The organism is Runella defluvii, assembly GCF_014195535.1.
GTDB classification, from domain to species: Bacteria; Bacteroidota; Bacteroidia; order Cytophagales; family Spirosomataceae; genus Runella; species Runella defluvii.
Window position 1 is genome coordinate 252,516 of sequence record NZ_JACIBY010000010.1, and the last position, 23,561, is coordinate 276,076.

General features: G+C 45.9%; 21 protein-coding genes. 14 read left to right on the forward strand and 7 right to left on the reverse strand.

What is annotated here, in order from left to right; genetic code table 11:
• The first annotated feature begins 48 nt into the window (after window positions 1-48).
• Genes FHS57_RS21730 through FHS57_RS21740 form a run of 3 tightly spaced genes read left to right on the forward strand, consistent with a single transcriptional unit; the run spans window position 49 to window position 4,436 of the window.
• The gene (locus tag FHS57_RS21730; RefSeq protein WP_183977348.1) at window positions 49-2,799 is read left to right on the forward strand and encodes a S8 family serine peptidase; all 2,751 of its coding nucleotides are present in this window, start codon (window positions 49-51) and stop codon (window positions 2,797-2,799) included.
• 60 nt (window positions 2,800-2,859) lie between these two features.
• Window positions 2,860-3,849, forward strand: a complete 990-nt coding sequence (locus tag FHS57_RS21735) for a YheT family hydrolase (protein ID WP_183977349.1) — start codon at window positions 2,860-2,862, stop codon at window positions 3,847-3,849.
• On the forward strand, window positions 3,846-4,436 hold the full coding sequence (locus tag FHS57_RS21740) for an NTP transferase domain-containing protein (protein WP_183977351.1): 591 nt from the start codon (window positions 3,846-3,848) through the stop codon (window positions 4,434-4,436). The genes FHS57_RS21735 and FHS57_RS21740 overlap by 4 nt, the downstream gene beginning before the upstream one ends.
• Here the strand turns inward: FHS57_RS21740 and FHS57_RS21745 are convergent.
• Entirely contained in the window at window positions 4,387-5,238 is an 852-nt protein-coding gene (locus FHS57_RS21745) for an alpha/beta hydrolase (RefSeq protein ID WP_183977353.1), read from the reverse strand. The two genes, FHS57_RS21740 and FHS57_RS21745, sit on opposite strands and share 50 nt — an antisense overlap.
• A 72-nt stretch (window positions 5,239-5,310) precedes the next feature.
• On the opposite strand from FHS57_RS21745, the gene FHS57_RS21750 reads away from it, so the two are divergent.
• A complete protein-coding gene (locus tag FHS57_RS21750) occupies window positions 5,311-6,795 on the forward strand; it encodes a xylulokinase (protein ID WP_183977355.1) in 1,485 nt (494 codons plus the stop codon).
• An 83-nt stretch (window positions 6,796-6,878) separates the two neighbouring features.
• Window positions 6,879-7,052 (forward strand): hypothetical protein, encoded by a 174-nt coding sequence (locus FHS57_RS21755; RefSeq protein ID WP_157607557.1) that lies wholly within the window; start codon window positions 6,879-6,881, stop codon window positions 7,050-7,052.
• Between the two features lie 70 nt (window positions 7,053-7,122).
• On the opposite strand, the gene secDF is transcribed toward FHS57_RS21755, so the two are convergent.
• Complete coding sequence (gene secDF, locus FHS57_RS21760) at window positions 7,123-10,194, reverse strand: protein translocase subunit SecDF (protein WP_183977357.1); 3,072 nt, start codon at window positions 10,192-10,194, stop codon at window positions 7,123-7,125.
• 174 nt (window positions 10,195-10,368) lie between these two features.
• The gene (locus FHS57_RS21765) at window positions 10,369-10,737 is read right to left on the reverse strand and encodes a hypothetical protein (protein WP_183977359.1); all 369 of its coding nucleotides are present in this window, start codon (window positions 10,735-10,737) and stop codon (window positions 10,369-10,371) included.
• Between the two features lie 150 nt (window positions 10,738-10,887).
• Between FHS57_RS21765 and FHS57_RS21770 the strand changes: the two genes are divergently transcribed.
• From FHS57_RS21770 to accC, 4 genes are all read left to right on the forward strand, one after another.
• Window positions 10,888-11,400 carry an acetoacetate decarboxylase family protein gene (locus tag FHS57_RS21770; RefSeq protein ID WP_183977361.1) on the forward strand — a complete coding sequence of 171 codons (513 nt, stop codon included), beginning with the start codon at window positions 10,888-10,890 and terminating at the stop codon, window positions 11,398-11,400.
• Window positions 11,364-11,570: a hypothetical protein gene (locus FHS57_RS21775; protein ID WP_183977363.1), complete on the forward strand. Its 207-nt coding sequence runs from the start codon at window positions 11,364-11,366 to the stop codon at window positions 11,568-11,570. The genes FHS57_RS21770 and FHS57_RS21775 overlap by 37 nt, the downstream gene beginning before the upstream one ends.
• Entirely contained in the window at window positions 11,567-11,992 is a 426-nt protein-coding gene (locus FHS57_RS21780) for a heavy metal-binding domain-containing protein (RefSeq protein WP_183977365.1), read from the forward strand. The genes FHS57_RS21775 and FHS57_RS21780 overlap by 4 nt, the downstream gene beginning before the upstream one ends.
• A gap of 86 nt (window positions 11,993-12,078) precedes the next feature.
• Window positions 12,079-13,578: an acetyl-CoA carboxylase biotin carboxylase subunit gene (gene accC / locus FHS57_RS21785; protein ID WP_183977367.1), complete on the forward strand. Its 1,500-nt coding sequence runs from the start codon at window positions 12,079-12,081 to the stop codon at window positions 13,576-13,578.
• A gap of 711 nt (window positions 13,579-14,289) precedes the next feature.
• Here the strand turns inward: accC and FHS57_RS21790 are convergent.
• Window positions 14,290-14,703 carry a DoxX family protein gene (locus FHS57_RS21790; protein ID WP_183977369.1) on the reverse strand — a complete coding sequence of 138 codons (414 nt, stop codon included), beginning with the start codon at window positions 14,701-14,703 and terminating at the stop codon, window positions 14,290-14,292.
• A gap of 134 nt (window positions 14,704-14,837) precedes the next feature.
• Here FHS57_RS21790 and FHS57_RS21795 point away from each other — a divergent pair, with 134 nt between their 5' ends.
• From FHS57_RS21795 to FHS57_RS21815, 5 genes are all read left to right on the forward strand, one after another.
• Complete coding sequence (locus tag FHS57_RS21795) at window positions 14,838-15,281, forward strand: hypothetical protein (RefSeq protein WP_183977371.1); 444 nt, start codon at window positions 14,838-14,840, stop codon at window positions 15,279-15,281.
• Between the two features lie 221 nt (window positions 15,282-15,502).
• On the forward strand, window positions 15,503-16,696 hold the full coding sequence (locus FHS57_RS21800; RefSeq protein WP_183977373.1) for a TolC family protein: 1,194 nt from the start codon (window positions 15,503-15,505) through the stop codon (window positions 16,694-16,696).
• The gene (locus tag FHS57_RS21805) at window positions 16,693-18,483 is read left to right on the forward strand and encodes an efflux RND transporter periplasmic adaptor subunit (RefSeq protein WP_183977375.1); all 1,791 of its coding nucleotides are present in this window, start codon (window positions 16,693-16,695) and stop codon (window positions 18,481-18,483) included. The genes FHS57_RS21800 and FHS57_RS21805 overlap by 4 nt, the downstream gene beginning before the upstream one ends.
• A gap of 222 nt (window positions 18,484-18,705) precedes the next feature.
• Entirely contained in the window at window positions 18,706-19,071 is a 366-nt protein-coding gene (locus tag FHS57_RS21810) for a four helix bundle protein (protein ID WP_183977377.1), read from the forward strand.
• Window positions 19,072-19,235: 164 nt separating this feature from the next.
• The gene (locus FHS57_RS21815) at window positions 19,236-22,361 is read left to right on the forward strand and encodes an efflux RND transporter permease subunit (RefSeq protein ID WP_183977379.1); all 3,126 of its coding nucleotides are present in this window, start codon (window positions 19,236-19,238) and stop codon (window positions 22,359-22,361) included.
• On the opposite strand, the gene FHS57_RS21820 is transcribed toward FHS57_RS21815, so the two are convergent.
• From FHS57_RS21820 to tnpA, 3 genes are all read right to left on the reverse strand, one after another.
• Window positions 22,358-22,753, reverse strand: coding sequence for a helix-turn-helix domain-containing protein (locus FHS57_RS21820; RefSeq protein WP_122932811.1), 396 nt, complete (start codon window positions 22,751-22,753; stop codon window positions 22,358-22,360). The genes FHS57_RS21815 and FHS57_RS21820 overlap by 4 nt on opposite strands.
• A gap of 3 nt (window positions 22,754-22,756) precedes the next feature.
• Window positions 22,757-23,050 (reverse strand): type II toxin-antitoxin system HigB family toxin, encoded by a 294-nt coding sequence (locus FHS57_RS21825; protein ID WP_122932810.1) that lies wholly within the window; start codon window positions 23,048-23,050, stop codon window positions 22,757-22,759.
• A 223-nt stretch (window positions 23,051-23,273) separates the two neighbouring features.
• Window positions 23,274-23,561 (reverse strand): IS200/IS605 family transposase (gene tnpA, locus FHS57_RS21830; RefSeq protein WP_183977381.1); only part of this gene is annotated, 288 nt, incomplete at its 5' end.

Sequence of the window (23,561 nt, forward strand, 5' to 3'; positions counted from 1 at the left end):
CCCCTTACACTATTATTTTTTTTTACTCGGCTGATAAACAGGTGTTTTATGGTGCTCTGTTTATCAGCCGCTACATTCTTCGTTGGCGTTCAAGCGCAAGTTGTACCACTTTTGAAGAACGATTCTGTCTCTCATTTCTTCGTCAACAGTCTTCAACAACGCTATACCCAAAATCGTCAATGGGCGCTCAAAAATGCAAAAAAGAAAGGTTGGTTTACTAGCAAAAAATATGCCAACGGACGAATTTTGACTTTACAAGGAGTGGACGCAGTCGGCGAGCCTGTCTATTATACCAGCCATAATGTCGTCGCTTCGATGGGAACACATACCACGGGGCTTTACGTTGGTGGGGGGCTGGGTGTGGACTTAAAAGGGGATTTGCCTGAGCTCGACGGGCGCCTTTGTATTTGGGATGGTGGCTTGCCGCGCTTGTCTCACGTTGAATTTGGAGGTAGGGTACGACTAAAAGACCAAAGTACGGTCTTGAGTGATCATGCCACCCACTTGTCGGGAACGATGGCTGCCGCAGGGGTTAATCCGCAAGTGAAAGGAATGGCCTTCGGGGCAAAATTGGACGTTTGGGACTATACCGACGATTTGGTAGAAATGGCCCGAGAAGCGACTCGAATGCTCATTTCAAATCATGCTTATGGCCCCGTGGTGGGTTGGGTTTTTAACGAAAATCGCCCAGGAACCAACCCCAACCTTAAATGGGAATGGTGGGGAAATACGTCAATTAGCGCAACAGAAGATTATCGTTTTGGGTTTTATGACGACAAAGCCCGCGATTTAGACCAACTGGCCGCAAACAGCCCTTATTACTTAATCGTAAAATCGGCCGATAACAAACATGCCGAAACGGGTCCCCCTATTGGTTCTCCTTATTTTTTGAGAAATACTAGCCAAACTAGTTTGCTGGAACGCAGCCGCAATGATGCCTATGACGCTATTCCGTCGGAGGCGAATGCTAAAAATATTTTAACGGTGGGCGGTGCCGCTATTCAACTGCAAGGAACGACCATTACTGATTTTAAAGTGGCTGATTTTAGTGGTTGGGGCCCTACAGACGACGGGCGTATTAAACCCGATTTGCTGGGGGTTGGGAGCAACATTATTTCCTCGATTGCCTCCTCCAACAATGCCTACGCGACCATGTCGGGGACTTCTACCGCCAGCGCCAATGTATCAGGGTCGTTGATTTTGCTGCAAGAGCTTTTTTACCGTCGTCAAAATTATTTTATGCGTTCGGCTACGTTGAAGGGCCTGGTGCTTCATACTGCAAGTACCCCAAAAGGAAAAGTGGGGCCAAGTTATGAGTACGGATGGGGTTTGCTGAACGCCGAAAAAGCTGCTCAAGTAGTGCTTAATACGGTGAACCGACACGTATTGTTGGAAAATACGTTGAAACAAAACGAAACCTACCAGCAAAAAGTCATCGCCGCAGGTACCGAACCGCTGATTGTAACACTCTCTTGGACCGACCCAGAGGGGATTGCGACGGGTATTTCTACCCAAAATGTAGATAGTCCGTCGTTGAAATTAATCAATGATTTGGACGTTCGCTTGACCGACGAAGCTGGAACAACCTACTTCCCTTGGGTGCTCGACCCTACGAAGCCCACTCAGGCAGCTACGGGCGGTGACAACATTCGAGATAATGTAGAGCAGGTACTTATTCTGACTCCTCCGACGGGGAAGGTTTATACCGTGACCGTACGGCATAAACGTACCTTGAGAAATAACGGACAGCCCTACACACTGATTATGAGCGGTGTAAAGCCGCAAGATTGTGTGGCAGCAGTGCAAATGCTGAAAGGACAAGACACTACCATTTGTAGCAGCAATAAAGTGCAGTTGCAAGTGCAGGGAGACAACGCCATCACTTACCAATGGCTGAAAGATGGAAACGTGGTTGGCACCACCACCACGCCTACCTACGAAATTACGCAAGCAGGAGTGTATAGTGTAAAAGCCATTGGGTACCAGTGTTCGGCACAATCGAAAACAATATCGGTCGCCGTGACCAATGTCAATGCCAAAATAACCCCAGAAGGTACCGCGACCATTTGCGCGGGTACCCCTATTTTACTGACAGCCAGTGCGGGTTCGGGATATAGATATCAATGGCGTCGGGATGGAGAAAATATTGCTGGCGCAACCACCTCAACCCTCAATCCTACCGAAGCAGGCAATTACAGTGTGGTGATTACGGCAGGGCGTTGTGTGGTCACAACCCCGTCCACCCAACTTGTTTCGTCGCTACAACGTCCCGTCATTTCAACCAATAGCGGGACAATTATTCCGCCAAGCGGAAGTATTCGTCTTACAACGAGTACAGGAGAAGGAATGACCTATCGCTGGTTTTTGAATGGGACGGTGATTCCTACTGCAACGGGGCCACGATTGGTGGCAGCCCTCGCAGGAAAATATAGCGTAGAAATTACCCAGCGAGGATGTTCGATTGCGTCAAAAGTACTTGAACTGACCAATACCCAATACGCGCCTAATAGCCCGATTACGAACAGCCCACCCGAAATTTTAATCTTAAAAGAAAAGCTCTCGCTGTATCCCAATCCCGTGGTAGATGCCTTGACGGTAGCGTACGAATCGGACAATACGTATGATTTAACGGCCGAAATTATCACCAACGATGGACGAACGCTCGCGCAAAAGCTTCTTTATGACAACGGAAGCGTTTTCTTGAACCAGTTTGATGTATCAGAATTGCCCACTGGGCAGTATTTTATTCGGGTAAGCGACGGGCGACGGGTGATTGCAAAGCCTTTTATTAAGCACTAACAACAACGCTGAACTTTGACAAAGAAAAGTTATGTTTGTCTTTGTAAAGTCGTTTTGTTTATGCCTCTTTTGCGTACGCACACCCACCAGCCTCCACGGTGGCTTCCCAATGGCCACTATCAGAGCATATTTCCTGCCTTGTTTCGGAAAATTAAACCACCGTATCAGCGTGAACGTCTCACGACGCTCGACGATGATTTTCTGGATATTGACTGGAGTTTCGCACCCTCAACTTCTACTGACATTGTTTCAAAGCCACCCTTGGTGATTCTTTCGCATGGATTGGAAGGAAGTAGCACGCGTCAGTACATCACAGGAATGGTCCGTTTGCTGAATCATCATGGATACGATTGCTTGGCGTGGAACTACCGCAGTTGTAGCGGAGAAATCAATCGTCAGCTTCGGTTTTATCACAGTGGCGAAACCTCTGATTTGGACTTTGTGGTGAAGTATGCCATTGCCAAAGGCTATACGGAGATTTCACTGATGGGCTTTAGTTTGGGGGGGAACGTAACGCTAAAGTACGCTGGCGAACGAGGAAAAACGTTGCCCAAGCAGATTCATAAAGTGGTGGTTTTTAGCGTGCCAATGGATTTGTTGGGCTGTAGCCGAAACATCGAAAAACCAGAAAATAAGGTTTATCTATGGCGTTTTTTGCAAACACTAAAGCCAAAAATTGAAGCCAAAGCTACCCAATATCCCGACCGTTTCGATGTTTCGCAATGGGAGAAGGTGAAAACATTTTGGGATTTTGACCATATTTATACGGGGCCATTGCATGGGTTTTTAGGAGCGGATGACTACTATCGGCGCTGTAGTTCTACCTATTTTGTCGAAGGAATTGCGGTGCCAACCCTCATTGTGAATGCCGAAAACGATCCGTTGGTTCCTTACCAAAGTTTGCCCATCAAGACTATTACAGCTATGCCCAATGTGTGGCTAGAACTTACTGCGCAAGGCGGGCATTGCGGGTTTCGACCCCGACGTTTTGACCAAAAAGGGGCTTATTGGTCGGAAGTAAGGGCACTAGAGTTCTTACAAAAACCATGAACGGGCTCATTCTGGTAGGAGGGCGTAGTACGCGCATGGGGGCTGACAAAAGCCAGCTTTCTTATCACGCGAAACCTCAGTGGGAATACTTATTTGAATTGGTTTCAGGTGTTGCCCCGACGTACCTATCATGTCGGAAAGAGCAACAAGACTTGTTCGAAAATGCGCCGCTTTTGTTAGATTCGTTGGAGGTCGGGCCAATGGGAGGAATTGCGAGCGCTATTTTCTCCCAACCATCTACCCCGTGGCTGGTGGTGGCCTGTGATATGCCTTTTGTCAACCAAAAAACAGTGGACTATTTGGTGGCTCATCGGGAGGCGCACTTGCCTGCCACTGTTTTTAGACATCCTTCCACGGGATTTTTAGAGCCTTTGGTGGGGATTTGGGAGCCAACGTCCGAAAAATGGTTGAGAGAAGCAATGGCCAAGGGGGAGTTTTCACCCACCAAACTGTTGCGAAAAATGGGCATCCAAGGGCTTGCTTGTCCTGACGAACGTTGGTTACAAAATATCAATACGCCTGATGAGTGTGATAAAGTCAAAACGGCTTTTCGTACTTGTCAAAAATCAAATCAAAACGGTCGTTGAGAATGTCATCCAAATGACGGTGATAATCTGGGAAATTCGGAAGATTGTTGTGCCCGCCGCCATAAATCGGAATAAGGCGAGCCGATTGAGGAATAAGGTTCATCAACCGCACACTCGAACGAAAGGGAATGAGCAGGTCTTTGGTTCCGTGAATAATGTAAATGGGGCATTTGACGTAACGAATCCAGACATCGGTACGAATCGAAAATTTGAGAATGTAGGAAACAGGTAAAAAAGGTAAAAATCGGGTAGTGAGGCGGGTAAAACTGTAGTAAGGAGCGTCTAAAATAAGCATTTTTGGGTGATTGGCCGAGGCCAGTTTTGTGGCAAAGCCCGACCCCAACGAGCGTCCATAAATGATGATTTTCTCCTCGGAATAACCGTATTTGGAGCGCATTTTATTGTAGATGTGTTGCGCATCGTTTTTGAGCCCTTCCTCGGTTTGTTTTCCCGTACTTTTGCCAAAACCTCGGTAATCAATCATCAGTACGTCGTAGCCGTGTTGGGTAAAGTCTTTGGCATATTTTGACCAACCTTTGATGCTTCGCGTGTTGCCGTGAAAATAGACCACGAGCCCTCGGGAAATGTCGTCTTGATAAAAGCGAAGTGCGTTGATACGGACGTTAGGTTCGGGCTCAAAAAACAGTTCTTCAAAGGAGTCTTCGTAATTATAAATAAAATCTTGCGGGAGTTTTTCGGGTTTAAAGATAAATTTGTGTTGAATAAAGTACGCCAACAAGCACAAAACGAGGTAAATGGCTCCAATCCAAACCAATCGTTCGGTAGTAAAAAAATCAAGCATTTGTTTTGGATAATTTTTTCTACGAAAATAACAATTTTTCTTTTATTGTAACCACCAAAATCAAACGTATCAGTGAAATATCTTTTAGGCTATGACGTAGGCAGCTCGTCGGTAAAAGTTGCATTACTTGACATTGAAACGGGAAAAGCAGTAGCAACTGCCACTTCGCCTGAGCAAGAAATGGGCATGATTGCGCACCGTGCAGGCTGGGCAGAGCAGCATCCCGATAGCTGGTGGCAAGAAGCCGTAAACGCCACGCACAAACTCAAAAATAAATACAATTTTTCGGCCGACTTGGTCGCAGGGATTGGGATTTCGTACCAGATGCACGGTTTGGTGGTGGTCGATAAAGACTTGCGCCCGTTGCGTCCTTCGATTATTTGGTGCGATAGTCGTGCGGTAGAAATTGGAAATAAAGCGTTTGCCGACATGGGAGACGATGCTTGTTTGGGGCATTTGCTGAACTCTCCAGGCAACTTCACCGCGTCGAAACTCAAATGGGTAAAAGACAACGAACCTGATATTTATTCGCAAATTCGGCATTTTATGCTCCCAGGCGACTACCTAGCACTTCGGATGTCGGGTACGCCTCAAACGACCGTTTCGGGCTTGTCAGAAGGGATTTTCTGGGATTTTGCGGAGCAGAAAGTATCGCAAGCATTGTTGGATTATTACGGATTCGACAATTCATTTATTCCCGAAATCGTTGGCACGTTTGCCCCTCAAAGCCAGCTTTCGGCGTCGGCGGCGGCAGAATTAGGACTAAAAGCGGGCATCCCGATTGCCTACCGCGCAGGTGACCAGCCCAACAATGCTTTTTCACTTAATGTCCTCAACCCAGGCGAAGTGGCTACGACGGCAGGAACGTCGGGGGTAGTGTATGGAATCAATGCCCAACCTACAGCCGATCCACTTTCGAGGGTAAATAGTTTTGCCCACGTCAATAGCACGCCCGAAGCACAACGCAACGGCGTATTGCTGTGCGTCAACGGAACGGGGATTTTGAACAGTTGGGTGCGCCGTTTTGCGGGTGGACTAGGTTATGATGAAATGAATCAGCTGGCAGCTCAGACGCCGATTGGAGCAGAAGGACTCACGTTTTTGCCATTCGGAAACGGAGCCGAACGTGTTTTAGAAAACCGATTGGTAGGAGGGCATTTGCAAGGGTTGAACTTCAATACCCATTCGTCGGCGCACGTTTTCAGAGCCGCTCAAGAAGGAATCGTCTTTGCTCTTAATTACGGATTACAAGTCATGAGCCAAATGGGCGTAGAAACGCAGACGGTGCGGGCGGGTCATGCCAACTTGTTTTTGAGCCCACTTTTCCGCGAAGCTTTTGCCAATACAACAGGCGCTACCATCGAATTGTACGACACCGACGGAGCGCAAGGAGCAGCGCGTGCGGCAGGAATTGGCGTGGGAGTTTACGATGTGAAGTCGGCGTTTGAAGGTTTAAATCAAATCGCAACTTTTGAGCCAAACGAGGCACTTCGCGCAGTCTATGCCGAAAATTATGCCCGTTGGGAGCAAGCACTGAATAAAGCATTGGGAGAATAAATCACAAAAGGAGAAGAGCGTCAAACGTTTTTTTGCCTAAATTGCGACGATATTTTTCTTCAACCACTCAAACATTGATTTCAATGGAAGCACATAAGGAACAACAAGTTGGTCCAGGCGTATTGATTACATTCTATGTTTTGATTGTAGTATTGTTGTTTACTTTTGGTGATGTATTGACGGGTATTGTTGGTACACTCATCCAAAGTGCAGTTTTTGCAGGATACTATAATAGCCTTCACAAAAGCATTGAATAGCTAAGATCAACCAAACAAAAAACGGAAGGCAAATGCCTTCCGTTTTTTGTTTGGTGACGAATGATGTCCCTTATTTTTTCAAAGAAGGCTTAATCAATGGCGCCTTTTTCTCTTTTTTAGGTTTTTCTTGTTGCTCGTCGTCTTGCGGAGCTTCCAATTCACCTACACCATCTGGAAAATCAGAGATAAGGCGAGCTGGCGCAGCTTTTGTTGCATCAGCAGGAAGGCTATCTTCTTTTGCTTGCGCACGTGTAAGCGAGTCAACCACGATAGGTGTCGCCACAAACAATGAAGAATAGGTACCTACGATAACACCCACCAACATAGCAAATGAGAATCCACGAATTACTTCACCTCCAAAAAGGAAGAGAATGAGGAGTACTAAAATCGTGGCAATACCCGTTACGGCAGTACGGCTAAGGGTGCTGTTCAAGGCATTGTTGATAACCGTAGAGATCGTTTCTTTTTTACCACGGTTGTCGTTGAGGTACTCACGAACGCGGTCAAAGATAACGACAGTATCGTTCATTGAATAACCCATGATGGTCAACATCGCACCCACAAACGCTTGGTCAACATCCAATGAGAATGGAAGAATTCCGTTGAAAATAGAGAACACGGCCATTGTAACGAGTACGTCGTGTAACAATGCGACCACAGATCCCCACACAAAGCCCATTCGACGGAAACGAAGGAAGATATAAATCCCAACGATTAATATAGCCAGTAAAATAGACTTCAACGAGGTCATGATAAGGTCATGGGCAATCGTTGGTCCTACTTTTTGTGAGCTTTGGATGGTTGCTTTATTTCCAAGTTTACTTAGACCTTCATTGAGTTTAAGTTCAGCACGCTTATCGGCATCAGGTGCAGTGTCTTCCACCAAATAACTGGTAGTGATTTTGACCTGCTCGTTGGCACCAATACCTGTTCCACCGTATGTTTTTACTTCTGGTGCAGCACCAAAAGGCTCTGTCAATGCTTCTCTGACGTCAGTCGTAGTAACTGATTTTTCAAAACGTACGACGTAGCTACGTCCACCTTTAAAGTCAACGCCTAGACCAAATCCTTTGAAAATCATTGAGATAATACCCGCAGCGACAATCACCGATGAAATAGTGTAATAAACACGGCGGCGAGAGATAAAGTCAAAGTGAGTATCTTGGAACCAATTTTTTGAGAAATTAGAGAAGAACTCAATTTTGTTTCCTTTGCCAACCCACCATTCTAAAATGATGCGTGATACAAATAGCGCAGCAAAAAGTGAGGTAACGATACCAATCACGAGGGTAGTAGCAAAACCAAGGATAAGACCAGTACCTAAGAAGAACAAAATTCCACCCGTAAGTAAAGTTGTAATGTTGGAGTCTAAGATAGAAGGAAGTGCGTGTTTGAAACCGTCTGCGATGGCAAGTTTTATGTCTTTGCCTGTTAATAGCTCTTCTTTGATACGTTCATAGACAAGTACGTTGGCATCGACGGCCATACCAATTGTAAGAACAATACCTGCAATACCAGGAAGTGTAAGAACTGCACCCAACGATGCCATGATACCCATCAAGAAGAATAGGTTGATAACCAAGGCAATGTCGGCAACAAATCCAGACTTGTTGTAATAGAACAACATAAAGATTAATACTACCAATAACCCTACCAACGAAGAAATCACGCCTGAATTGATAGACTCAGAACCAAGGGTTGCACCCACGATAGCTTCTTCAACAATTGTAGTTGGAGCTGGCAATTTACCTGCTTTCAACACGTTGGACATATCCTTGGTTTCTTCTACCGTAAAGCTTCCTGTGATGCTTGAGTTTCCGTTCGGGATTTCGTTTTGTACGTTAGGCGCTGTATAAACAAAACCATCGAGGATAATCGCTACTTGGCGACCTACGTTGGCGGCCGTAAGGTTTCTCCATTTACGAGCACCTTCGGCATTCATACGCATTGTTACTTCTGGACGGCCACGGTCGTCGTAGTCGTTTCCAGCGTCCACAATCACATCTCCTTCAAGTGGTGCTTTACCGCCTGATTTTTTGATGAAATAAACACCCACAATTTCATTACGCTTGTCAGTTGTTTCCATTCCCTTACGATCCCACATGATGATGGCATCTGATGGGAACATGGCTTTTACTTCTGGGCGGGCCAAAATGTCGTTTGCACGAGCGGTATCTTTGGCATAAACACCTAACTGGCCTTGCGAAATAGGCACAAACAAGCTTGCTAAACCAGTTTGGTTGGCCGTTGTGTCTGTTTTGGTTGTATCTGCTTTTGCTCCTTTTGCCAATTGTGATGCAAGGTCAGATGCTTTGCTAGTGTCAGCAGCAGCCGAACCTTTGGTAGCAATCTTTTTCTCCAAATCCAACTGCGTCAAATACGCTCCAAGTGAATTGAGGGCAGGAGAAATTTCGTTAAGTGTATATACTTCGCAGAATTCCAATTTGGCAGAACCAGTCAAAAGGCGACGCACACGCTCAGGGTTGTCCACACCTGGCAACTCAATCAAGATGCGGCCTGTTCCTGGCAAACGCTGAATGTTCGGGTTAGCAACCCCAAATTTGTCCACCCGTTGTTGGATGATTTGGAACGCACGGCTAGTAGCACCATCCACTTCTGTTTTTAAGAAAGCGGTTACTTCGCTATCAGAAGAAGTACTGTTGATTTTGCCACGGTTGGTGCTGTTTGCAAAAATTTGTGCCAATGAAGTTGAAGGCGCCAAACGCTTAAATTCAGTTACAAACAAATCAACGAAGTTAGATTGGCTTGATTTCTGAGCTTCAACGGCTTTTTTCAAGGCTTCATTTACTTGGCTGTTGCGGGCATTGCCACCTGCCAAGCCTCTCATAATATCAGTAGGGGCTACTTCCAACACGACGTGCATCCCACCTTGAAGGTCAAGACCCAAGCCAAGCTCGCGTTGGGTCACTTCTTGGTAGGTAGAACCCAAATAAACAGGCTCGCGGCGAAGTGAATCTAAATAGCGTTCTTTTTTCTTGGTGTCAACAACACCATCCTTGCCTGTAGCAAATGCGTCGGCATCGCTACGGATGCTGCGCGCTACAAACGTAAATGACAAGTAGTAAATGCTCAAAAGCGCTACTACCACTGTCAAAATCCAAATACCAAGTCTGTTTTGCATTAGTTTATGATTGATAAAATTGGTTTACACTAATTGAATTGAAGTTGTACGAAAGCGTTTAACTTTCGAAAGTTGATATAAATTGGGAGTAAAAAACATGGCAATAGGACTTCGTCCCAGCTTTTACCTCAATGGATAACAAGCAATGGGTACAAAGCTACCGTGACGTACCTATTAGGGGGCGTTTGTGGCAATAAAGTGGCCGAAAACGTTTCGGAAAAAGGAGAAAAAGTAGTAGAAAACATCAAAACGCTTCGGAAGAAGACTGACCGAAGGGAGTTCGATGCACCAAATGCTGGGAAGAAGGTAGAATGTTTGCTCAAAATCAAACGAAATAGCAGGAGCTACTACGGCCTCCAACGACATTGCCTGAATGACAGGACGCTCGTCGTTGTTTTGTTGTTTTTTAGCAGTTTGTTCGGCAACGGGCTTTTTCGGGCTAACTTTACGAAGCGACAATGCTTTTCCCGCTGTTGCTGTAAAAAGCAACAAAAAGGCCAGCGCCGCAGAAAAAACCCGTGTGTAAAGTTTCCGTTGTTTCATAAAAATAATTTGCTCAGAAAAGCGGTGACAAATTTCGTACCATTTTTTTTGTTAAACAAGTGCCTCTATTTTTTATATTGCTTGTTTCGTCTATATCTTTCTTGAAAATGTTACAAAACGGGCATTTGCCTCCCTTTTTTATTGAAAAAGATGCTTTCTACCGAACACTTACCGACGCCTTCTCTAATAGCTCCTGCGCCGTGGTCGCTGACAGGAAATGGCTATATTTTCTTGTACCGTTTGCCCGAAAAATTTGTTAGAGAAAAGTGTTTTTTATTTGATTATCAAAGAGATAACTACAAAGGTTTACTAGCAAGTATGATGCTGGTCGATTACCATACTACACCCGTTGGTCCTTACCGCGAATTGCTGTTTATTCCAGGGGTATTTGAATTGTTGGAAAAAAACACGTTTTCGATTTCAAAAATTTACGTTTCTGACGCAAATAGTGTCTGGAACGGCATCGAAAATTGGGGCATTCCCAAAGAATTGTGTGATTTTGACTTTCAAGCCCTTGATGAACGTACCGACAAGTTGGTAGCAAAACAGGGAGATGAGCCCTTCTTTGAAGCGACAATACGCCGAGGGAGTTTTTCGTTTCCTTTAACAACGGCCTTTCTGCCTTTGTGCGTATCACGCAGCAACTCCGCGACGAGTGGGTAGTGACGCAGCCCAGCGCGAAAGGAAAGGCTTATTTTGGAAAACTGACCGACATCAAGGTAAATGCGGCCTTGTTTCCTGACATTGCTCTTTTCAAACCGTGGGGAGTGTTGGTTGTAAAAAACTTTACGATGACGTTTCCCGTTGCAAACTTTAGAAAAATTGAACCATGAGATTTCTTCGACAACTTCTTCCTTTTACGTATTTGGTAGTCATTGTGCTGGGTGCATTTTCGTGTGCGCGACCTGTAACAACCCCCGACGGAGGTTTGGGAATTCCTATCAAATTGGCGGATGCAACGTATCCGATTGATGTATTTTACGAAAATCAGCCTACAACGCGGGTTTACACACCCATTGGCCCCGTGAAAGTAGAAAAGGAAGTGCCGTTGAGCAACCAGCAAACCAAAGGCGGACGAATGCTGTACCGTGGCAATGACGAAGAACAAAAAAAGGCTTTGCTTGATCAATTAATCATTCAGGCGACAAGCATGGGCGCCCATGCCATCGTAAACGTCAAATACCAATATTACACAGGAAAAGATTACCAAGGTTTTGTCATGGCAGGAACTGCCGTGAAGTACGGGAACCAATAGCTATACTGTTTTACCAAGATAATTCTATGACACTGAACGATATGTTGTAACTTTCGGTGCCTTTATAGAAAAATATCTAGCTGTTCATGCGCAAAATCAACAAACTTCTGGTCGCTAACCGTGGGGAAATTGCTCTTCGGGTCATGCGAACTGCCCGCGAAATGGGCATTAAAACGGTGGCAGTTTATAGTGAAGCCGACCGCAACGCGTTGCACGTACGCTATGCCGACGAGGCGGTATGTATTGGCCCAGCGGCATCTTCAGAGTCGTACTTGCGGGGTGACAAAATTATAGACGTATGTAAAAAATTGGGCGTAGATGCCATTCACCCAGGATACGGGTTTTTGTCCGAAAATGCCAAGTTCTCACAAATGGTCAAAGACGCAGGGCTTCTTTTTGTGGGGCCATCGGCAGAGAGTATCGAAATTATGGGCGATAAGCTGTCGGCAAAACGGGCGGCGGCAAAATATAAAATTCCCATGGTGCCAGGTACCCCCGATGCCGTTACCGACCGCGCCGAAGCCAAAGCGATTGCGAGTCAAATCGGTTATCCTGTGTTGATTAAAGCAAGTGCGGGTGGGGGTGGAAAAGGAATGCGTATTGTCGAAAACGAAGAAGAGTTTGACGAACAAATGGAGCGCGCCGTCAGTGAAGCTATTTCGGCTTTTGGCGATGGAGCGGTGTTTGTCGAAAAATACGTGGCCTCGCCACGGCACATCGAAATTCAGGTGTTGGGCGACCAGCACGGAAATATTATTTACCTTTTTGAACGGGAGTGTTCGGTGCAGCGCCGTCACCAAAAGGTAGTAGAGGAAGCGCCTTCGTCGTGCCTTACGCCCGAAATCCGAGAAGCAATGGGCAAATGCGCCGTGGACGTAGCTCGCTCGTGCGGGTATTATGGCGCAGGGACGGTGGAGTTTATTGTGGACGACCAACTGAACTTCTATTTCCTCGAAATGAATACGCGTCTTCAAGTAGAACACCCAGTTACCGAGATGATTACGGGAGTGGACTTGGTGCGCCAGATGATTTATATTGCCGAAGGCCAAGAACTTCAGCTCAAGCAAGAAGACCTTGAAATCAACGGGCACGCGATGGAGATTCGGGTGTATGCCGAAGACCCAACGAATAACTTCCTGCCCGATGTTGGAAACCTGAAAACGTACGTGCGTCCGCAAGGAAATGGAGTTCGGGTGGACGATGGATTTGAGCAAGGCATGGACATCCCGATTTATTATGACCCTATGATTGCCAAACTTATCACCCACGCGGCGACGCGCCAGGAATCGATTGATAAAATGGTAAGGGCCATTGACGAATACGAAATCACGGGGGTACAAACAACGTTGGCGTTTTGCCGTTTTGTGATGTTGCACGAAGCTTTTACTTCGGGCAACTTCGATACGCATTTTGTCAAACACTACTTCATCCCCGAAGTCCTCAAAAGAGAAGCCAATCAGGAAGAAATAGAAGTCGCGGCGGCGTTGGTAGCCTATTTAATGAATCAAACCAAACAACCTACCAGTGGAAGTACGACGGTTCCTGTGGCTGCCAAAAGCAAGTGGAAAACCAATCGAGTGAAATAAGGAAGGAGTGGGGAATTACGAATTACGAATGAGGAATTACGAGATTGTGTGGCGGGTTACTGTGTAGAGGGTTGCTTACAACCCTCTTTTTTCGTGTTGCTCACAACCCGAATACTCAGCTGTGTCAGAGGTTTCTCACAACCTCGATTTTTGAATTGGGTTTTGAGAAACTCCGTGTTTGGATAGTAGTATCCAAACACACAGCACTCTTGTGTGGAGGGTTGCTTACAACCCTCTTTTTTCGTTCCTAGGGTTTTTCACAACCCGAATGCTCAGCTGTGTCAAAGGTTTTTCAAAACCTCGATTTTTGAATTGGGTTTTGAGAAACCCCGTGTTTGGATAGGAGTATCCAAACACACAGCACTCTTGTGTAGAGGGTTGCTTACAACCCTCTTTTTTCGTGTTTCGGGTTGCTCACAATCAGAATACTCAGATGTGACAGAGGTTTCTCAAAACCTCGATTTTTGAATTGGGTTTTGAGAAACCCTGTGTTTGGATAGTAGTATCCAAACACACAGTACTACTTGTGTAGAGGGTTGCTTACAACCCTCTTTTTTGTGCCTAGGATTGCTCACAACCCGAATTCTTAACTGTGACAGAGGTTTCTCACAACCTCGATTTTTGAATTGGGTTTTGAGAAACCCCATGTTTGGATAGTAGTATCCAAACACACAGCACTCTTGTGCCTAGGGTTGCTCACAACCCGAATGCTTACAAAGAATACAGAACCAATCCACCTGCGGCCATTAAGAAATAAGGCACTAGCGATGCGGCACCTGCGTAGTCTTGCGCCAGCCGTTGTCCAAAAAATAAACACACCAACGAAACTCCCCCCAAACACATACCCGAAGCCGCTACCACATTGGCCAAGTCACTCCCAATGAGCAAAAGTACTACGCCAACCAAGGAGACCAACCCCGCTGATGTCTCAAGCAAGGTAATGGTAGGCATCAGCGCCCCAACGCTGGAAGCCAACGGCGATTTTTTAAAATGGTCTTTAAAATAGTCGAGGTTGCCTTGGTAGTGAAAAACCTTGTCTAAGCCCGATTGTGTAAACAAAATGCCATTGAAAGCCGCAAACAGGATTTTTGCAAGTACCAATACAGGAAAGCCGAGTAGTGTCATGGTCGTTTAGGAGTTATCTTTTGGTGCAATTATACTAAAACCAAAGAGGTTTTGACAGACTTATTTTACGCTTTTTACTACCTGAAACCCTGTTGCACGCGCTTTTGATTTATTTTTGCTAAAAATCGGTTTTGATGAAAAAGCTTCTGAAACAGTTTTTGGCGTTGACAATGGCGTTGCTGGCCCTTTGGGCGGGCAATGGCTATGGCGTGCTGGAACATTCGTGTCAGGAGCATGGAACGCATCGGCATATTCTTTCAAGCTGGGCGGAAACATCGTGTGAACACCAAGAGCACGAAGATGAACATCATCATCACGAGGCCGCTTCGGGTTTTCAGTCTCACGAAGAAGAAGGGCAAGTCAATTTTGTGTACTGTTATGCCGAAGTTACGACCAAAGCTTTGGCGTTTTCCTCTACGGTTTTTGCTCCTTTTATTCCCTCTTTTTCTACATTTTTCTACAGGACTACTTTCTTCCAAAAAGAAGAGATACGTACTGCTTTTTTTGAACCACCCTACGTTTTTCGACGAACGTACGGGCGTTTTCTTCTCGTGCTGGTGCAGCGCTTTTTGATTTAGAAAAAAAGCACGAGTGTGCAAAAAGCAGTAAGCAAAAGGCGAATAGCAAGTAGGCAAAAGGCAAATAAGCAAATGGCAAAAAGGCAAGTTTGCAAAAAGCAAATAGGCAAGAGGGCTTGCCCCTTGCAAACTCGCCCCTTGCCCTTTGCAAATTCGCTCCTTGCCCCTTGCAAACTCGCCTCTTACTTTTTCTCAATTTTTAAATCAAATCTTCATTTTTGATGAACACTTATTGGCAAAAGTCAGCCTTGACGGTCGGACTTGGGTGGGTGTTGAGTACTTGCGCGTGGTCACAACGTACGCTGACGCCCGAAGAAGCCGTGGAAGCAGCGCTCAAGAACAGCCGTGCGTTGAAAGCTTCGAGTTTGGTGATAAAGCAAAACGAGCAACTCATCCGTTCCACCCGAGCGGTTCCTAACCCTGAACTGACGTTCGATAGTCCGACAGGGGTGTTTTATACGTTGGGCGTGCAGCAAAGTTTCCGTTTGCCTACGGTCTATCATCAGCAGGCACAATTACAGCAAGCGTACGTGGGGTTGGCCCAAAAAGACCAAAAAATTACCGAAAACGAGCTGAAATTTCGGGTAAAATGGACGTATCTCAATGCGCAATTTGGGCAGTCGTACCTTCGACAACTTCAAAGTCAGGACAGCGCTTACGCCCAAATCGCCATTGCCGCAAAGAGGAGCTTTGAAGTAGGCACCATCGACAAGCTAGCGTTGGTATTTGCAGAAACGCAAGCAGCGGAACTCCGTAACCAAGTTGCGATGGCTAGTCAAGAGGTAATCTTGCAAAAAAATCAACTAGGGATATTGATGGGGAATGCGCTCGCGCCAGAGGTAGCAGTACTTCCGTTGGACAAAATACCGCTGCTTATGGATACTTTAGGTGATGTGGATTCTGCTCCGCTTGTAGAAATGGCCAAGCAAATGGAAGTGGTTGGTCAAAAGGTAGTTGGGGTAGAAAAAAGCAGCCGACTGCCCAGTTTTGTGGTAGGCTATTACAATCAAGGTACGCCAGAAACGCGGATGGGGCTTCGTCTGCGGGCGGGGGTGAGTATTCCGCTTTGGTGGGGGCAATACAAAAGCCGAATTGAGGCCGCTCAAACGGCGCAAGAAGTCGCCCATGAGCGGACGGAATCGCAAAAACAGCTAGTATCACTCGACTTGCAAATGGCTCAAAATGAGGCGACGAAATTTAAAACGTCACTAGCCTACTACCAAAGTGTGGCCCTACCACAAGCCAATACGATTATTGAAACAGCCCGCCGTTTTTTTGAAAATGGTCAAACCGATTACATCAATTTTCTACGAACGACCAACGACGCCTACACTATCAAACTTCGCTACATCGAAACCCAACGTAGCTATTTTCAGTCGATTTTGACCATACAACACCTAACAGGAAATTTATGAAAAAGATAGATAGCAGCCCCCTAACCCCCGATGGAGGAATTGTTAGAGGGCTCTTTGCAAACTTAAATAAGCTCATTTGTTTGTTGATATGCTTCCTTTGGGGAATGGGGGGCTTTACGTACGCTCAGCACATGCACGCCGATGGTACCATGCACGATGACCATGACCACGGAGCTCATGAGCCAGCGGCTGAAACCATCAAAGCCAAAAAGGCCGAAGCGGTATCGGACCGCTATGAATTGGTTTTAAAATATGAACACTTGCACGCCAACGAAGCGGGAAAACTGACGCTCTACGTCGCCGACCCTGCTACCAATCGACCTATTAGCAATGCGAAAATCGCACTTTCGGCCTCGTTAGATTCCAAAGCTACGTTTGACATAAAACCCAAGGAGGCGGGTATCTATGAGGTTACGTCGCGGTTTAGTCGGGAGCGCACTTTTTCACTCACTGCTAAAATTGAAGGCATCAATGGCCCCGATTTGATGGTGCTGAAAGGGGTACTGGTAGGCCACGACGAGTCGGAACACGCCCACGAGGAAGCCAACGAACAAACGGGTGAGTGGCAAATAGGAAATTGGCGAATGTGGGTGATGTTTGGCGGTGGTTTGGTAATCGGTTTAATCGCCATGTTTTTGGCCATGAGAAAAAACCGAACCCTTTTTTCGATTCTTCTCATCGGTGCTTGCCTTTTTCCGACCTATCAGCCTAGTCAAGCCCAAGACGACGGTCATAATCACGAGGGGGAGCAAAATGCCAAAGGACAACAAGCTAATGGTGATGCGTTTGAAGTACCTAAAGAGACACAATTCCTATTTGAAGTACTGACCAATCCTGTTGAAACGGGCAACTTCCGCGAAACAACCCAGCTATATGGAACGGTGATTCCTGCTTCGACGGGGATGGCGGTGGTGCAGACACCGCAAGTGGGGCGTATCGTTTCGCTTACTACCCGAGTGGGGCAGCGTGTCAACAAAGGACAGACGTTGGCGGTCGTCGAACAGACCATCGACGCCAGTACGCAAGTGAGTTTGCAAGCCGAACGCAACAATTTGGAAGTGGAATTGGCGACGGCTCAAAAGGAGTACGACCGCTTGAAAAAAATCGAGGACATTGCTGCCAAACGTGACATGGTTGAAGCCGAAGCCCGCCTTCGCAAAGCGCAAGAAAACCTCAAAGTGTTTAACAACATTGCTAAAAATGGCAAAGGTAATAGCCGTTTGGTTGCGCTTACGGCACCGATTTCGGGCGTAGTGGCACCGTTTGCGGTGGCGATTGGCTCGACAGTGGGTACAGGCGAAACGCTTTTTACCATTACCAACCTCAGCAAAGTATATGTCGAAGCACAAGTATTTGAGCAAGATGCCGACAAAGTTCGCTTAGGAACGGGCTTTGAGGTGGAATGTCAGCGAGAGAGCGAAAAGCATAAAACCAACCGAGTGCGGTTATTGTCGGCGGCGCAAGTCGTAAACGCCAACCAATCGCAAAAAATGCTCTTTGAAGTTGAAAACCCCGACGGTGATTTTAAAATTGGCGAATACGTGACCGTGCGGGCGCAAGCACGCGACGAAAATCGGACGTTGGCGTTGCCCAATAGCGCGTTAAGCCAGCTCAACGGCAAACCTTGTGTGTTTGTAAAAGAGTCGCCTGAGCGTTTCAGGGTGGAATATGTGGCGATTGGCAACAACAACGGAGCATCTACGACTATTTTGAAGGGTGTACATTCGGGAGAAAAAGTAGTAGTTACTTCTTCGTATCAATTGAAAATGATTTTCCTAAACCAGTAAAGCAAATGGCAAATTGGCAAAATGCAAATAGGAAAAGGGCAAGTTGGTAAGAGGCAAGTTGGCGAGGGGCAAATGGAAAGTTGGCGAAGGGTGAAAGAGTGGTGATGCGCGGTGCTAAGGGTTGCTCACAACCCGCTTAAAGCACGTAAAAAGTTACTTTTAGTTGTAGTAGTAGTCTTTTTGAAGTATTCCTACTTCTTCAATTACTAGCTTTTATTCACAATGCCAGCAAGTCACTTCAAAGAATTGTCAGTTTATAAAAAAGCATTTGAGTTAGCGATGCTGATATACACTATTTCTAAGGGATTTCCCCAAGAAGAAAAGTATGCTTTAACAGACCAAATACGCCGTTCATCGCGAAGTGTTTGCGCTAATTTGGGTGAAGCTTTTCGGAAGAGACGTTATCCCGCCCACTTTATATCGAAAGTTTCGGACGCTGATATGGAAAATACAGAAACTCAAGTTTGGCTTGATTTTTCATTGGCATGTCGATATGTGTCAAAAGCCCAGTTTGAAGACTTGTCTTTAAAAAGTGATGAAATAGGACGACTGTTAAACCATATGATGGCATTTCCAGAAAAGTATTAAAGCTTACAAGTGAATTGACTCGTTAATGATTCGCCCCTTTCATACTTGCTTTTGCTTCTTGCATATTTTCGGTTTTCCCTTTTCACATTTGTCTTGTGCATACTTGCCCTTTGCCTTTGGCATGTTTGCCTCTTGCCCTTTGTTCACTTACAGATTGAGAAAAAATGTTAAACACTTTGATAAAATTCTCGCTAAACAATCGGCTGATTGTATTGGCGTTTGCGGGGATATTGTTGGTAGGAGGGGCCTACACGGCGATTCGACTGCCCATTGATGTATTGCCCGACCTGAACCGTGCCCGCGTGACGATATTCTTGGAATCCAACGGCTTAGCTCCCGAAGAAATAGAAACTCAAGTTGTATTACCCGTCGAAACCGCCCTCAATGGCGCACCTGGAGTAGAGTCGGTGCGAAGTAGTTCGGCGATTGGCTTGGGGATGGTCTATGTGGAGTTTGACTGGAATACCGAAATTTACCGAGCACGGCAGTTGGTGGCCGAAAAGCTCCAAACCGTGACCTTACCCAACGGAATTAAGCCGATTATGGGGCCTATTTCGTCGGTAATGGGACAGTTTATGTACGTTGGAATGAGCGCAGACAGTACTTCGCCTGCCGAACTTCGAACCTTGGCCGATTTTACCGTTCGGCGTCGATTGTTGACTATCAAAGGAGTGTCACAAGTGATTCCGATTGGGGGAGACCGTTTGCAGTACCAAGTGCAAGTATCGAGTAGTAAGCTCAAACAATTTGGCGTAGGACTCGACGAATTGGAAAAAGCATTGTCGCTTTCATCGCGCAATACCACGGGGAATTTTTACTACGAATACGGTTCGGAAGTCTTGATCCGAAACGTAGGGCGGGCGGAATCGCTGGACGATTTGGCCAATACGGTCGTAACCAGCCGACATGGCCAGCCTGTGTTACTCAAACAAGTGGCCGACGTAAAATTTGGAGCGGCTTTTAAGCGAGGTGACGGAAGCATCAACGGAAAGCCTGCGGTGATTATGGCGGTAGAAAAACAGCCAGGTGCCAATACCGTAGCCTTGACCGATGAGGTAGAAAAAGCCTGCCTAGAACTTCGGCCTGCGTTGCCGCGTGATGTGTCGTTGAACCCGAAGATTTTTCAGCAAAAATCATTCATCGAAAACTCCATCCACAACGTCACCGAAGCATTGCGGGATGGGTTTATATTGGTGGTGGTGATTTTATTCCTGTTTTTGATGAATCTCCGTACGACGGTTATTACGCTGACTGCCATTCCGCTGTCTTTGGTGATGACGGCCATTATTTTTCAATTGTTTGATATTTCTATCAATACCCTGACGTTGGGCGGGCTGGCCATTGCCATCGGTGAGTTGGTCGATGACGCCATTGTCGATGTTGAGAATGTCTTTCGGCGTTTGAAAGAAAACCAAGCCGCAGGCAATCCCAAATCAACGCTTCGGGTAGTATATGAAGCCAGTTCCGAAGTGCGCAATTCGATTGTCTATGCTACCATCATTGTGGTTCTCGTATTTGTGCCTTTGTTCTTTATGGAAGGCGTCGAAGGGCGGATTTTTGCGCCGTTAGGTTTGGCTTACATCACTTCGATTATTGCTTCATTGCTGGTGTCGCTTACCGTTACGCCTGTGTTGTGTAGTTTTTTGTTGAAAGGCAAAGAGGCAAAAAGCAAGGGACAAAAGGGCGAGGAGCAAGATACTGTGATGGTGCGGTGGCTTAAAAAGCAGGATATGAGGCTGTTGCAGTGGGCATTGCAGCGTCCCAAGGCTATTCTAGTTACGGCTATTTTGTTGATTATGGCTTCGGTTGGTACGCTTCCTTTTTTAGGAACGGAGTTTTTGCCACCTTTCAACGAAGGCTCGTTTACCATTAACCTTATTGCTCCTCCTGGAACTTCGTTGGAGGAGTCGAATCGGTTGGGGACGTTGGCCGAAAAACGCATGTTGGAAGTCCCCGAGGTAGAATATGCCAGTCGCCGCACGGGGCGAGCCGAACTCGACGAGCACGTCGAGCCTGTCAGCCGTTCCGAAATTGAAGTAGAATTAAAACCCGATACCAAGCGAAGTCGGGATGAAATCATCGCTGAAATTCGAGAGAAACTGTCGGTGATGAAGGGCGTTACCATTGGCGTGGGACAGCCTATTTCGCACCGAATTGAGCACTTGCTTTCGGGAGTGCAGGCGCAAATAGCGCTTAAACTCTATGGAAACGATTTAGCCGAACTTCGTACCACCGCAGGACAAATCAAAAATGTGATGCAAGGCGTTGAGGGGGTGGTGGACTTGAGTATCGAGCGCCAAGTGATGGTGCCTCAGTTGCAGATTCGTATCAAACGCGATGCGCTCCAACGTTTTGGATTGCAGGCTGGAAAAGTGGCAGAAGAGCTAGAGGTGTTTTACAACGGAAAAGTAACGGGACAGATGTACGACGGACAGAAAACGTTTGATATTCTCATTCGTGCCAACGAACACGAACGTTCAAACCTTGAAGCCATTCGCAGTACTCAAATCAGTACTCCCGACGGGACACTGGTGCCTTTGGAACAGATTGCTGACATCGAACAAACCGTAACCGTCAACCAAGTGATGCACGAAAATACGCAGCGGCGCATGGTGATTTCGGCCAATGTTCAAGAACGAGATTTGGGGAGTACCGTCGAAGAAATAAAAAAGCAAGTAGGCAAGTTGCAACTTCCACAAGGTACGTATGTCGTTTATTCCGGACTGATTGAGAGCCAAGAGTCGGCGACACAATTGATTGGCTTACTGAGTCTTATTTCGATTGTTAGTATTTTCTTGGTACTTTTTACCCATTTCAAATCAAGCCGTATTGTGCTTCAAATCATGCTCAATGTCCCTTTGGCACTGGTGGGGAGTGTAGTGGCGGTGTTGCTTTCAGGAGGGGTATTTTCGGTAGCAACGTTGGTGGGTTTTATTACCCTAACGGGAATCGCAAGCCGTAACGGTATCATGATGATTTCGCATTACATCCACCTTGTCGAGCACGAAGGTGAGCATTTTGGAAAAGAAATGATTATCCGCGGATCGCTCGAACGCCTCGTTCCAGTGCTGATGACGGCCTTGGTGGCAGCCCTAGCGCTCATTCCCCTTACCCTCGATTCCCAAGCCGCAGGGAAAGAAATTCTTTACCCTGTGGCGACGGTGATTTTGGGAGGGTTAATATCTAGTACGTTACTTGATATGGTAGTGACCCCCGTTGTGTTTTATGTTTTTGGACAAAAAGCCCTTGATACTTATTTCAAAGAGAAAAATAAGGTTCGGGAGTTTTAAGCATGTTCTAAAATAAACGCAGGGTCGATGGCTAATTTTTGATAAAGTCGTTTAGCTAAATCCATGTTGACTTTACGCTTGCCCGTCATCACTTCTGAGAGTCGGGTAGGCGTGATGTCAAGTAGTGCTGCTAAGTCTTTTTGTTTCAATTTTAACTGAAACATTTTTAAACTCAGCATGTCAGAAAGTGTTTGAGGGGTAGGAATTTGTAAAGGCATGATTGGGATAGCGTCTTCGTAAGCTTCTGCTTGTAAAGATAGATTTCGGAGACGTTCTGTTTCTTCAGGAGAAAGGCTTGTAAAACCTTCATTATGAGTAGCTTTTTGTAAAAACGTCTCAATTTCAGCCATTACTTGCTTGTATTCAGCTTCGGTTTTTAGTGGGGAAGTCATTGTTTAAATAGTGGTTGAGTCAATTTTGTCGTATTCTGCGTGAGTTCCTATGAAACGAATAAATACTGTACGAATGTCTAAAAAAATCATTGTTACTAGGCGATAACGATTGCCTTTTATGTTAAAAACAAATCGCTCATTGCCCACATAGTCAACTGAATTAAAAGTTTGTTTTATGTCAGTAAAATTTGACCAGTTTGCTTCTGAGACAGTAGCAAACCAATCATTAAGCGCATCGTTTGCATCAGCGTGCTTTAGTCCAAACTCACGAATGATTGTTTTTGAAATGATGACCAATTGCGTTTTTGCTTTGGGTTATAAAAATACAAAAAACAAAATTAAATAATCAAAATCAAAATTTTTCTTTTTTGCCAAACCCACCCATCACCCAAATTCAACACTTACCTGACTTTCCCAAGAACGTGTTTTATGAAAATTTAGCGTAAAACCCCAATCTTTAGAATGGGGATGTAAGCGATAATATACCGAAGGATATTTAGGTTTGTGCGAAGGCGATTCATTAGCGCGCCTTTTGATTCTCAATATACTTCGTAATAGCCGAGGCTGAAATACTTCCGATTGATTCGCAATAGTAAGAACGTGTCCACAAAGAGGGTAGTCGGCTTTTTAAGTAAGGAAACTCTTTTCTTAATTCAAAAGAAGAACGTCCCTTCATTCTGGCTACAATATTGGCAGGGCTATCCATGGGAGTCGCCTTTACAAATACGTGGATATGGTCGGGCATTACGTCTAAAGTGGCAATTTCCCAATCATTCTCTATTGCCACTTGCCGAATGATTTCTTTAAG

Excerpts from the sequence above, each read along its gene's own strand:
- FHS57_RS21730 (WP_183977348.1), top strand. The coding sequence starts at position 49 with ATGGTGCTCTGTTTATCAGCCGCTACATTCTTCGTTGGCGTTCAAGCG.
- FHS57_RS21735 (WP_183977349.1), top strand. The coding sequence starts at position 2,860 with ATGCCTCTTTTGCGTACGCACACCCACCAGCCTCCACGGTGGCTTCCC.
- FHS57_RS21740 (WP_183977351.1), top strand. The coding sequence starts at position 3,846 with ATGAACGGGCTCATTCTGGTAGGAGGGCGTAGTACGCGCATGGGGGCT.
- FHS57_RS21745 (WP_183977353.1), bottom strand. The coding sequence starts at position 5,238 with ATGCTTGATTTTTTTACTACCGAACGATTGGTTTGGATTGGAGCCATT.
- FHS57_RS21755 (WP_157607557.1), top strand. The coding sequence starts at position 6,879 with ATGGAAGCACATAAGGAACAACAAGTTGGTCCAGGCGTATTGATTACA.
- secDF (WP_183977357.1), bottom strand. The coding sequence starts at position 10,194 with ATGCAAAACAGACTTGGTATTTGGATTTTGACAGTGGTAGTAGCGCTT.
- FHS57_RS21765 (WP_183977359.1), bottom strand. The coding sequence starts at position 10,737 with ATGAAACAACGGAAACTTTACACACGGGTTTTTTCTGCGGCGCTGGCC.
- FHS57_RS21770 (WP_183977361.1), top strand. The coding sequence starts at position 10,888 with ATGCTTTCTACCGAACACTTACCGACGCCTTCTCTAATAGCTCCTGCG.
- FHS57_RS21780 (WP_183977365.1), top strand. The coding sequence starts at position 11,567 with ATGAGATTTCTTCGACAACTTCTTCCTTTTACGTATTTGGTAGTCATT.
- accC (WP_183977367.1), top strand. The coding sequence starts at position 12,079 with ATGCGCAAAATCAACAAACTTCTGGTCGCTAACCGTGGGGAAATTGCT.
- FHS57_RS21790 (WP_183977369.1), bottom strand. The coding sequence starts at position 14,703 with ATGACACTACTCGGCTTTCCTGTATTGGTACTTGCAAAAATCCTGTTT.
- FHS57_RS21795 (WP_183977371.1), top strand. The coding sequence starts at position 14,838 with ATGAAAAAGCTTCTGAAACAGTTTTTGGCGTTGACAATGGCGTTGCTG.
- FHS57_RS21800 (WP_183977373.1), top strand. The coding sequence starts at position 15,503 with ATGAACACTTATTGGCAAAAGTCAGCCTTGACGGTCGGACTTGGGTGG.
- FHS57_RS21805 (WP_183977375.1), top strand. The coding sequence starts at position 16,693 with ATGAAAAAGATAGATAGCAGCCCCCTAACCCCCGATGGAGGAATTGTT.
- FHS57_RS21810 (WP_183977377.1), top strand. The coding sequence starts at position 18,706 with ATGCCAGCAAGTCACTTCAAAGAATTGTCAGTTTATAAAAAAGCATTT.
- FHS57_RS21815 (WP_183977379.1), top strand. The coding sequence starts at position 19,236 with ATGTTAAACACTTTGATAAAATTCTCGCTAAACAATCGGCTGATTGTA.
- FHS57_RS21820 (WP_122932811.1), bottom strand. The coding sequence starts at position 22,753 with ATGACTTCCCCACTAAAAACCGAAGCTGAATACAAGCAAGTAATGGCT.